The following is a 10,885-nucleotide window of genomic DNA, read 5'->3' as shown; positions in this document are numbered from 1 at the left end:
TATGCCCGGACCCTGTCCTTATGGCTGAAGCGGTTCGACGAGACCCACAGCGGCATGGACGCGACCTTCGACCGGCTGTGGCGGTTCTACCTGGCCTATTGCGAGGCGGGGTTCTCGACCGGTCGGACGGACGTGGTGCAGGTGTCGCTGGTTCGGCCGAACTGAGAAATGTCCTTGGCTGGTGCCATAACGGTGCAATTTCACCGGTGCTGTGAGCCCACTGCGTCAGCGTCGTAGCCTACCGCTCTCCCGACGAACCCCGTACGATCGCAACTCCACGGCGGGTGCTGTCCTGGCCCGTGGCGTTATAGATGACCATCAGCGCATCCGGATCCGGTTAACCTCCGCAGCCACTCGCGCACTTCCGCATCGCCTGGTGCAGGTGCGCGACGAAGGGTACTGAGATCGACCTCAACCAACCGGCAGGCCCATTGCTGTACGGTCAAGCTCGTGCCGCGGATTGCCCGGCCAAGCGAGGGCGCGACGCGTGGCCTGGCGTCGCGCCCGTGGTCACGACTATCGGGCGTCAGGTCGTCGGAAAGCCCCGAACCTTCAGCAGGGCCGACACATCCACATCACGACCGCGGAAACGGCGATAGGCCTCGGCGCGATCGGTCGTGTTGCCGGGGGCCAGAATGATCGCCTTGAAGCGCCCCGCGATGTCCGGATTGAACACGTCGCCTGAGTCTTCGAAATAGGCCCAGGTATCGGCGTCCATCGTTTCCGACCACAGGTAGCTATAGTAGCCGGCGGAGTAGCCGTCGGACGTAAACAGGTGATTGAACTGCGGCAGACGGTGCCGCATCACGATCTCACGCGGCATGCCGAGACGATCCAGCGACGCCTTTTCAAAGGCGTCGATGTCGGTGGGCGGGGTGGCCTGACTGTGCAGGTCCATGTCCACGAGCGCGGAAGACAGATAGCTGACGGTCGCATAACCCTGGTTGAAGGTGCCCGAGGCGTCGACCTTGTCGACCAGCGCCTGCGGCATCGGCTGGCCGGTCTCATGGTGTTTCATGAAGCCGTCGAGGATCGGCCGGCTGAGGACCCAGTGCTCATGAACCTGGGACGGATACTCGACGAAGTCGCGCGGCGTGTTGCCGTACGATGGATAGGTCACGACCGAGCTGAGATAATGCAGGGCGTGGCCGAACTCGTGGAACAGGGTTTCGGCGTCGTCGAGCGACAGCAGAACCGGCTGACCCGGCTCCGGCTTGGTGAAGTTGTTGTTGTTGGACGCCAGGATCACCTTCGATCCCTCCAGCGTCGAGAAGGCCCGGTAGGTAGTCATCCAGGCCCCCGACCGCTTGCCGGGTCGGGCATAGTCGTCGGTGTAATAGAGACCGATCAGGCGGCCTGTCGCCTTGTCGCGGACTTCGTAGGCGACGACGTCCGGCTCGAACACCGGGACCGTTCCGGCCGGCAGCTTCTTGAACTGGAAGCCGTAGAGCCGCTCGGCCATGTAGAAAGATCCCGCCCGGACGGCGTTCAGCTCGAAGTATGGTTTCAGCTCGTTCTGATCGAGGTCGTACTTCTGCTTGCGGACCTTCTCGGCGAAGTAGAGGTAGTCCCAGGGCTCGATGTCGAAGCCGGCGATCGCCTTCATGTCGGCGACTTCCTCGACGACGCGCGCCTTGGCGGGAGCCCAGACGCGGTCCATCAGCGATTTGGCGGCGGCAGGTGTCCGGGCCATGGTGTCCTGCATGCGCAGTTCGGCGTGGTTGCGGTAGCCGAGCAGCTTGGCTCGCTGGTCCCGCAGCGCCACGATCTCGGCGATGGTCGCATTGGTGTCGTTGGCGTCGCCGTTGTCGCCCCGATTGACGAATTTGCGCCAGACCTGCTCGCGCATGGCCCGATCGTCGGCGAAGGTCAGGAACGGATCGACACTCGACCGGGTGTTCATGATGATCCAGCCGGGGATCGACTTGGCTCGGGCGGCCGCAGCGGCCGCAGCCTTGTTCGAGGCCGGCAGGCCCGCCGTTCCGGCCTCGGTCGGGATCACCGTCCAGGCGTTCTCATCGGCGACGACCTTCTGGCCGAAACGGGTGAAGGCGTTGGACAGGGCGGTGTTGATGCGGCCCAGTTCCGCCTTGCCCGCCGCGTCCAGGTTCGCGCCTGAACGGATGAAGGCATCGCGCCGGCGTTCGGCCAGGCGCTTCTGCTCGGGGTTCAGCCCGGCCGCGTCGGCACCGTCCGCGACGGCCTTGATCCGCTGAAACAGTTTGGCGTTGAAGGTGATCTCGTCACCGGCGGCCGACTGGATCGGAGACAGTTCGGTGTCGACGGCGTCATAGGCCTCGCCGCCGATGTTGGACGTCATCACGCCGTAGATGTTGTTGGCGCGATCCAGCGCCCCGCCCGCCAGCTCCAGCGCGACCAGGGTGTTGGCGAAGGTCGGGGGCTCGGGGTTGTCGGCGATTGCGGCGATGTCGGCGCGCTGCAGCTCGATGCCTTCGAGCACCGCCTCGCGCAGCTTGGCCGGGGTGACCTTGTCCCAGGGCGGCACGCCGTCATAGGGGCCGGTCCAGGGTTGGAGCAGCTCGGCGCGCGGCGACGTGCTCGGCAGGACCGCGCGCGCGATGCGCGCTTCCTCGGCGACCCCGGCGGCGGACACGCCGCCCTGGGTCGAGGGTCCGGACGCGTCGGCCAGGGTCGTGCAGCCGGTGAGCGCCATCAGGCTCGCGCCGCCGATGAGAAGGTTTCGCCGATGCATGGGGTACTCCGTGTCATGATCTTGTGATCCAGCCTTAGGCCCTGCATCCGCAGGCGTCACCTGAACGCCATGCAATATTGGCGAGCTTGGGGCGGGGCCACCGTGTCAGTTCTTGTCGGTCATGGCCAGAAGACGGCGGGTGCGCATTGTCACACGGCTGTTCTACGCTTGAACCAAGATCGAGCCGCGCGGCTGAAGACAACTGGGTCCCGGTTCCGCTCGATCCACCACAGTCCGGCAAGGACCAAAAGGAGCCCGCAGAACCAAGGCCAGGGAGAGCCGGGGGAACGAGAGATTGAGCCAGACATTGCGCTGGCCGGCGTCAGGCCGACCAGAGCCAGGGTAGCCGACCGTCTGTTGGCCGCTTCCAGGGAAGGCGCGTCTTCGATCGGATGCACATAGAACGGCGTCTCTCGGCGTTGGTCATCCCGGGCGACGTGCCATCCGGCCTGATCGGGCCAGTAGGCGGCGCAGGCCCGGTCGCCGGCGTTCGGATCGATCCGCAGACTGTGGACGCGTCCATCCTGCGATAGGACCCGGGGTTGGCCGAGCAGATGGCACAAGGCGACGCGCGTGCCGACCCGCGGGACGCCGGTGAGTTCCGCGCGGCTGTCCTTACCGGCGCGTCCGATCTCCGAGAAGAGCGCGCTCCACATCTCGCCGTATCGGTCCGGGCGTCCGGTCAGGACGAGGGCATAGCTGTCGGTGACCGTCCAGACACCGACACGCCCGCGCCCCCTGGCGCGCCAGCTGGCCAGGGGGACGCCGTCGGCGTCGCGCAGCAAGGCGATAGCTCCAGAGCCCGTGACAGTCAGATCGCGACGGGCGAGTTCGGGAGGCGCTTCGGCCTCGTCCGTGGGTTCGACAGGGGCGGTGTCGTCGGGCGCGGCGGTCTGGCCTGTGGGGGCGAGACGCAGCGGGACGGCGTCGTCCCCGCCGCTGAGGTTCAGGCCGAGACCCGCCCAGTCGCGGCGGGTCCCTGCCGAAAGCGGACCGGTAGAGCGGAGGAGCAGGCCCATGCCGTTACTCACGGCCGCTGCCAGGGCGGCGCGTTGGCCACCGGCGAGGCTCTCCCAGCGACGGTCGTCGAGGACGAGGAGGTCGAATTTATCTAGGGTCGCAGCGTTCAGCGGAACAGGCGCGTCGCCGAGTTGGATACCACCGCCGACGTCGATGTCGAGGGTCAGGACGACGCCGGACTCCTCGGCCCAGCGCTTCAGATATTTGGTCTCGGCGCTCGGGGCACCGGCCAGGACGAGGACGCGGGACGGGGTTGTGGCGAGGGTCTCGATCGGGATGGCAATCCGCTCGATGACGGCACCGGACGGGTCCCTGAGGCGGAGATCGAACAGGGCCAGGCCAGGAGCGCGAGCGGCGGCCATCAGGGCAAACCGTTCGCCAGAAGTGATGCGTGCGCGGTCGACGACGACGTCGGCAGGATCGACCAGTTCGACGATTCCGGCGGGCAGGGTTCCGACCTGTCCGCCGACGATAAAGGTGGCACCGGGCGCTGTAGGCTCCGGCAGGGCGAAATCTATCAGGCCGCGTGGCAGGGGCGGGGCCGAGAACGCGACGGGGACGGGCAGGGGCGACTGATCGCGCGGGGTCAGACCCTGGCCGATGATGCGGATGCGAGCGGGTGCCGGATAACGGCGCAAGGCTGTGGCGAGGTCGGGGACGCGGGTGGCGTCGGTGACAGGGCCGGCCTCGGGCAGGGCGATCAAAATGTCGCCAGGCTCGGTTGCGATGGTCGCGGGGGACCCGCCGGTGGCGACGATCATCGTCCCGGTCCGGATGGTGGATACGGGCGGATGCAGGGTCAGCCAAAGCAGGCCACCGGCGATGACTTGGAGACCGACCAGGGTCACCAAACGCCAGCGAGGGGCACCAGCGGACCCTGCGGAGCGCTGCCACAGGATCAGGCGGACGATCCCGAGGACTACGGCCACTGCGATCGTCACCGCAGTCCAGAAAGCGGGGCCGGCGAGGCTCATCGCAGGCCGTCCAGATAGCGTTGTCCTCGGGCACCCGGAGCCCCGCGACGGCCGGGCGCGGGCACCGGCCGTTGCAGGGCGGTCCACAGCAGGGCGCGCAGGCGACGGCGGCAGTCGAAGCAGGTCGGCTCGTTGCGGACGGTGTCGATGGCGGCACGCAGCGCCAGGGGATCGGCCAGCCGACCGCCGTTCGCCCGAACCCAGCGGTCCAGCGCGCCGAGGGCCAGGGGGGCCGACGTCGAGCCGGGGCGTTCCTCCAACGCACGCCAGGCGTCGGCGGCGACGGCGTCGGCGGGCGGGCGTTCGGGCGTTTCGGGATTTTCAGCGACAATGTCCTCGCGCTTTCCGGTCAGGCGGCGCGAGAAATCGACGGGCGGAATGTCAGAGCCAACGCGGGGCAGGAAGATGCGGGTCGCGCGCTGGGCCTCCTTGAGCAGTTCCAGCGCCGTGTTGGCGTGGGGAAGGGCGGCCTCGGGCCAGCCCTGGCGCAGCTCCCGCTCCGAGGCCCACATGGCGTCCAGCGCCCGGGCCAGGGCCGACCGGGTCTGAGGCTGAAAAAGGGTCGCGACGTCACGGTCGTCGTGGGCGTGTCCGAACTGGTGCAGAACATCGACCTCTTCGCCCATGCCGCCGGCCGCCGGTTCGTCGGCGTGGTCCTCGCCTTCGTGATCGTCGTGGTGTTCCTCAGGGCGGGTCCGGGGCGCGGGCGCGTCGGCTGTCGGCAGGGCGGGTGCCGCCGGCGCGTCCGCAGTGGGCAGGATGATGCCACCGCCCGATCCGCCGCCTTCGGCCTCTTCGCCCATGAACTGGCCATACCGAAGGCGCAGCGCGGCCTGTTCCTCGCCGATGACGTTGGAGGCGTCGGTGAAGGCATCGCCCGTAAGGGTGCGGCGGCGCGCGATCAGGGCCTCGGCGTTGATGATGATCTGGCGCTGGCTGGCGAAATAGGCGGGCATGATGCGCATGGCCATGCCGTCCAGACCCTCGGCCATGGCGAGATTGGCGGGCCATCGCAGGATGACGCTGGGACCCTCGACCGTATGGCGCTCGGGGGCGCGATTGTCGGTGACGATCAGCTGGACGATCAGGTCGCTGCCCGCCGCCATGCCTTCGCGGCCGAGATCGAGCGTGGTCGAGAAGCGCAGTTGTTTGGCCGTACCCTGTCCGCGCAGGGGCATGGCGCGCTGTTTGAAGGTGATGTTCTCGCCGTCGCCTTGGGTCACGGTGATGCGCAAGGTTGCGGTCTCGATGACGCCGTAGTCGTCGCTGGCCTCGAACACCGGGGTCCAGGCGCGCTGGCCGGGTGTCAGCTGGATCAACTGGCTCTGTGGATCGACGAGACGGACGACCGGCTCGGCGTCGGCGATGGCGTCGAGGCGGTTCAGTCGCTGCTGCGTTAGTCCCGGGGCGGTGATGCGGTACAGCATGGACCTGTCCACGATCCGGGCGCCGGTCCAGCGCTGGCCGTCGCGGATCAGGGAAATCGGGGTGTTCTCGGGGAACTCGAGCCCGGCCATAGAGGGATGGGGTGCGAAGTCGAGCATCCAGTCGATACGCGAGCCCTCGGGCACGCGGGCGTCGAGCGCGGTCTGCTCGCGGACGGGCAGGCCGGTGTAGGCGGGCGGGGTGATGCGCAGGCGAGCGCCGGTCAGCACAGGCGCAGCGGCACCGGCAGCGGAACGGGCGGGTGCTGCGGTCCGGGTCCCGGCACCGTCGGACTTTGGCCAGGCCAGGATGGCGGCGATCAGCACGACGGCGGCACCCCAGGCGATCAGGATGGCTCGTCGTGACCAGTCGGGACGGAGGTCAACGGCGGCTGCTTCATGGATGCGGCCTTCGAGGCGATCGCGCTGGAGGGTGGCGAGACCGGTGAGCGTGGCGGGATCGCGGAACAAGAGCGCGGTGCTGTCCTCGAATCGGGGGATGCGGGCGTCGAGTTCGCCGATCAGCCAGCGCCGGTCAAAGCGCCGGGAGCGCCAGGCGGCGATGACGGTGAGGCTAAGGATGCCAAGGACGGCGACGGCGGCGAGCCCGGCCGTGCCAAACAGCCGCCAGCCCAGAGCGACGACGATGAGGGTGGCGGGCAGACCAAGAGCAACCGTGTCGAGACCGGCGCGGGCGCGGGCGGCGCTCTGATGCTTCAGCAGGATGGGGACTGCGGTCACGGCGCGACCGCCCGAGTTCGGCGGGTCGCGAACCAGCGCTCTGCGGCGAAGATCATGGCGATCAGCAGGCCCAGCCACGGGCGCAGGTCGAGCGGCGGCTGCTCATAGGGAGCGGCACCGCTGAGGGGCGCGTGGTCGACGGCGGCGACGCGGGCGGGGGCGGGGCGCGGGTCGAGCATGATCTGGAGGGCGTCGGGGAAATCGGGCTCGACCAGCTGCGGGATGGCGGCGGGCTCCAGCACGCGGGTCAGTCGAATGACGCGGCCGCGACTGAGACGACCGGCGACGGCCAGCGGTTCGCCCGCCGTGCCGCGCCAGACGGGGACGGTCTCGCCCTCGACGGGAATGCGGGCCTCGAGCACGGTCAGGATCACCCCACCATCCCGGACCCAGGCTTCGACCGGCTCCGGAACCGGCCCGGGCGCGAGCCAGACGAGTTGGCGGGTGTTACCTGGCACGGCGCGGTCGATCGAGGCGGCGTCGAAGGCGGGTTCGGTGTTCGCAGGGGTCCAGGCCCTGGCGGCGGCGCGGAAATAGCGGACGGCACCCTGGACTTCGGGGGCATACCGGACGGTCAGGGAAGGCGGTGCAGACGAGGCCGTCCGGCGCGAGGAGGCCTCGGCGCCGACTGTCCATTCGACGCGGCGGGACAGTTTCGGCCGTTCGGCATCGACGTTTTCGAGGGTCGCGGGGACGACCACCTTGACCGGCGCGGCCGCCGGAAGTTCGGCGTCGAGCTGGCGGACCAGGCTGACGATGTCATCGGACGCTGCCGGTGCGAGGGCACCGTGCTCGGGGAAGCCGGGAGCGAGCCAGACGACGTGGTCGCCCTTGGCCGTGGCGGCGGCGACGGTGGCGGCATCGGTGCCGGGCGCGACGGCGACGATGGGGCGGGTGTCAGCGGCGTTCCTCAGAACGGGCGTTGCCAGCCAGAGAGCGGTCAACGCCAGAAGCAGGAGACGGGCGGCGAGCAGGAGACGCTCGTCGATCATCAGACTGCGGCGAGGCTTTGGTGCGGCGTCGAGCCAGCGCAGGGCGGCGAAGTCGATGGTCCGGCTCTCGGTCCGGCGTGCGATGTGGATGACGACCGGGATCACCAGGGCCAGCAGAGCGGCGAGGCCGACGGGGAGGAGAAGCGCCGGGCTCATCAGCGGCCCGTCACGCGGAACAGGGTGCGGATGGGAATGTCCGCGCTCTCGTCGATGAAATGTTCGACGTGGCGTATGCCGCGCGTCTCAAGCCGTGCGGCCAGCGCGACGCGGGCGGCGGCGAAGCGGGCCAGGAAGTCGGCGCGCAGGGAACGGCCGTCGCCGATCAGTTCGGCACCCGTCTCCGGATCATGGAAGCGGTAGCCCTGGTCGAAGGGAAAATCGCGTTCGTCACCGGTCAGGATCTGGATCAGGCAGAGGTCGCGACCCGAGGCGGTCAGCCGTTCGGCGGTCGCGATACAGCCCTCGTCGAAGCCGTCGGTCAGGATGACGATGATGTCGCGCGCGCCCATCTGTTCGCCGAAGACTCCGACGTCACGGGACCAGTCGGCGGCACCCGAGGCCTGCAATGGCGCGAGGGTCAGCAGGACCCGGTCGCGGTGAAGGCCGCCGGAATGGGGCGTCAGGACCATGGGCCCCTCGGCGCGTTCGACCACGACGCCGAAGCGGTCGCCTTGATACAGGGCGATCTCGATCAGACTGGCGGTCAGGCGGCGGGCGGCGTCGAAGCGGGACCAGTCGGGGCGGCCGAGATCGGCCTGGGCCATCGAGGCGCTGGTGTCGAGGACGATCCAGATGGCGGCAGGGCTTTCGCGCTCGGCGTCGCGGACGAAGAAGCGGTCGGAGCGGGCGTAAAGCTTCCAGTCGATGGCCCGCAGGTCGTCGCCGCGCTCGTAGGCTCGATATTGGGCGAACTCGAGCCCGCCGCCCTTGTTGCGGCTGTCGTGCATGCCGGCGCTGGCCAGCACCGCCGCGCGACGCGGGACGATGGCCAGACGGCGCAATCGGCTACGCAACTCCAGGGGCAGGTCGAGCGGAGACATGCCGTGGGTCAGTCGGGCCTGGGCGCGGGCAGGGCGGCGACGAGTGCGGCGACCACATCATCGGCCGTCTTGCGCTCGGCCTCGGCGGCGAAGGATAACAAAATGCGGTGACGCAGGACCGGGGCGGCCAGGGCGACCACGTCCTCGCGGGTCGCTGCGAGCCTCCCGTGCAGCAGGGCGCGGGCCTTGGCGGCGAGGACCAGGGCCTGACCGGCGCGGGGCCCGGCACCCCAGCGGACATAGTCCTGAACGGCCTTGGGCGCCTCGGCCGACGGGCGGGTGGCGCGAACCAAGGTGGTGATCCAGGTCAGCAGGGCCTCGCCGACATAGACGTCACGGACCCATTTCTGGAGGGCGACGATGTCCTCGCCGACCATGACCTGGGGAACGGTACCGGTGCCCGACCCCGTCGTCGCCACCAGGATGGCGCGCTCTTCCTCGGCCGTTGGATAGCCGACGCGGATGTTGAGCAGGAAGCGGTCTAGCTGGGCCTCGGGCAGGGGATAGGTGCCGGCCTGTTCGAGCGGGTTCTGGGTGGCGAGCACGAAGAAGGGCTCGTTGAGCTTGTGGGTCACACCCGCATAGGAGACCGTGTGTTCCTGCATGGCTTCCAGCAGGGCGGCCTGGGTCTTGGGCGGGGTGCGGTTCAGCTCGTCGGCGAGGAACAGGTTGGTGAACACCGGGCCCGGCTGGAAGCGGAAAGATCGGTGGCCCGTGCCGTGATCCTCCTCCAGAACCTCGGTGCCGAGGATGTCCGACGGCATCAGGTCGGGCGTGAACTGGACGCGGTGGAACTCCAGATGCAGGGCCTGACCCAGGGTGCGGACCAGCAGCGTCTTGCCCAGGCCCGGCACGCCTTCGATCAGGCAATGGCCCCCGGCCAGCAGGCCGATCAACAGCTGTTCGACGACCTCGTTCTGGCCGACGATGGCCTGGCCGATCGCGGCCTTCAGCTTGTCGAGCTGGGCCAGCCGGGCGTCGATCTCGGATTGGGTGGGCGTGGTCATCGAAACTCCGGGGAGGAGGGAAGCGAACAGGTCAGGCCGTCAGGGCGTAGAGGATGATGTTGACCGCGAACTTGGTGTTGTCCTCGGCCAGGAAGCGCTTGTTGCGCCAGTCGTAGTCCCACTCGCAACCGTAGTCCTTGTTCGAGTAGAGTACGCCCAGCCGGCCATCGATCTCGATGCCCTTGAGGTAATCGTGGATAAGGTCGTCGCCCCAGCCGTTCAGCTCGAAGCTGGTCGCCGGCGGCCCATCCTCGAACTCGAAGAAGGTGCTGTAGATTGCGTGGTCGTTGGGCAGTTTCTTCAGGGCGTCGGCACCGAAGATCGCCGCCATCTGGCGCTCGAAGGTGACGGCAAACAGGCCGTCGATATCGTGGTTGCAGTCGTCCACGAAGACGAAGCCGCCGTTGCGCACATAGCGTTCGAAGTGCCGCCGCTCGGCGGCGTTGAACTCCACCAGCTTGTGGCCCGCCAGATAGCAGAAGGGGGCGGTCAGCATGGCCGGATCGGCCAGGGCTACGACCCGTTCTTCGGGATCGACCCGAAGGTTGGTGTAGTCGACCAGCGAGGTCAGGATATTGGCCGGCATCCGCTGGTCCACGTCCCAGTCCCCGGAATCGTAGCGCAGGCGGGTGAACCAGAAATCGTAGGTCGCCTGCGCGTCGGCGGCGCGCGGAAACCCTGCAAGCAGGGCCCCCAGCGCGCCGCCGGTCAGCAGTCGCAAGGCGTCGGCGCGTGTCATGCTGAAACCCGACACGCACCCTCTCCGGTCAGACGGCGTCGGACAGGGAGGTGAAGGTGAAGTCGCGCAGACGCATCGGCGGGATCATCATCGACAGGTTGGTCTCGTCGCCACCGACCCGGACCGGACGACCCAGCTCGTCGATGTTGTTCAGCATGATCACCGGGGACTCGTTGAAGCGGAAATTCTTCAGCGGATACTTCAACTCCCCGTTCTCGATGTAGAAGGTGCCATC

Annotated in this window: 9 protein-coding genes; 1 reads left to right on the top strand and 8 read right to left on the bottom strand. The window is 68.4% G+C overall.

Annotated elements, in window-relative coordinates:
• Positions 1–12 precede the first annotated feature (12 nt).
• Positions 13–165 (top strand): hypothetical protein, encoded by a 153-nt coding sequence (locus ACILQR_RS12995; protein WP_395651825.1) that lies wholly within the window; start codon positions 13–15, stop codon positions 163–165.
• A gap of 361 nt (positions 166–526) precedes the next feature.
• Here ACILQR_RS12995 and ACILQR_RS12990 read toward each other — a convergent pair whose 3' ends face one another.
• The 8 genes from ACILQR_RS12990 to ACILQR_RS12955 form a co-directional block, all read right to left on the bottom strand.
• The gene (locus tag ACILQR_RS12990) at positions 527–2,713 is read right to left on the bottom strand and encodes a M3 family metallopeptidase (RefSeq protein ID WP_395651823.1); all 2,187 of its coding nucleotides are present in this window, start codon (positions 2,711–2,713) and stop codon (positions 527–529) included.
• Positions 2,714–2,862: 149 nt separating this feature from the next.
• On the bottom strand, positions 2,863–4,707 hold the full coding sequence (locus tag ACILQR_RS12985; protein ID WP_395651822.1) for a hypothetical protein: 1,845 nt from the start codon (positions 4,705–4,707) through the stop codon (positions 2,863–2,865).
• The gene (locus tag ACILQR_RS12980) at positions 4,704–6,872 is read right to left on the bottom strand and encodes a DUF4175 family protein (protein WP_395651821.1); all 2,169 of its coding nucleotides are present in this window, start codon (positions 6,870–6,872) and stop codon (positions 4,704–4,706) included. Before ACILQR_RS12980 ends, ACILQR_RS12985 begins: the two co-directional genes overlap by 4 nt.
• Positions 6,869–8,020, bottom strand: coding sequence for a BatA domain-containing protein (locus ACILQR_RS12975; RefSeq protein WP_395651820.1), 1,152 nt, complete (start codon positions 8,018–8,020; stop codon positions 6,869–6,871). Before ACILQR_RS12975 ends, ACILQR_RS12980 begins: the two co-directional genes overlap by 4 nt.
• On the bottom strand, positions 8,020–8,904 hold the full coding sequence (locus ACILQR_RS12970; protein WP_395651819.1) for a DUF58 domain-containing protein: 885 nt from the start codon (positions 8,902–8,904) through the stop codon (positions 8,020–8,022). The genes ACILQR_RS12975 and ACILQR_RS12970 overlap by 1 nt, the downstream gene beginning before the upstream one ends.
• A gap of 8 nt (positions 8,905–8,912) precedes the next feature.
• A complete protein-coding gene (locus tag ACILQR_RS12965) occupies positions 8,913–9,911 on the bottom strand; it encodes an AAA family ATPase (RefSeq protein ID WP_395651818.1) in 999 nt (332 codons plus the stop codon).
• A gap of 31 nt (positions 9,912–9,942) precedes the next feature.
• A complete protein-coding gene (locus ACILQR_RS12960) occupies positions 9,943–10,650 on the bottom strand; it encodes a DUF4159 domain-containing protein (protein ID WP_395651824.1) in 708 nt (235 codons plus the stop codon).
• A 28-nt stretch (positions 10,651–10,678) separates the two neighbouring features.
• On the bottom strand, positions 10,679–10,885 hold a 207-nt coding region (locus ACILQR_RS12955; RefSeq protein ID WP_395651817.1), incomplete at its 5' end, for a metallopeptidase TldD-related protein.

The sequence above is a fragment of the Brevundimonas sp. genome (assembly GCF_044239655.1).
Taxonomy (GTDB): domain Bacteria; phylum Pseudomonadota; class Alphaproteobacteria; order Caulobacterales; family Caulobacteraceae; genus Brevundimonas.
The sequence above is the reverse complement of the archived record's forward strand: the minus strand, read 5'-3'. Positions and strand labels throughout refer to the sequence as shown.

Coding starts and splice junctions, on each gene's coding strand:
- ACILQR_RS12975 (WP_395651820.1), bottom strand. CDS start 8,020: ATGAGCCCGGCGCTTCTCCTCCCCGTCGGCCTCGCCGCTCTGCTGGCC.
- ACILQR_RS12985 (WP_395651822.1), bottom strand. CDS start 4,707: ATGAGCCTCGCCGGCCCCGCTTTCTGGACTGCGGTGACGATCGCAGTG.
- ACILQR_RS12990 (WP_395651823.1), bottom strand. CDS start 2,713: ATGCATCGGCGAAACCTTCTCATCGGCGGCGCGAGCCTGATGGCGCTC.
- ACILQR_RS12965 (WP_395651818.1), bottom strand. CDS start 9,911: ATGACCACGCCCACCCAATCCGAGATCGACGCCCGGCTGGCCCAGCTC.
- ACILQR_RS12960 (WP_395651824.1), bottom strand. CDS start 10,650: ATGACACGCGCCGACGCCTTGCGACTGCTGACCGGCGGCGCGCTGGGG.
- ACILQR_RS12970 (WP_395651819.1), bottom strand. CDS start 8,904: ATGTCTCCGCTCGACCTGCCCCTGGAGTTGCGTAGCCGATTGCGCCGT.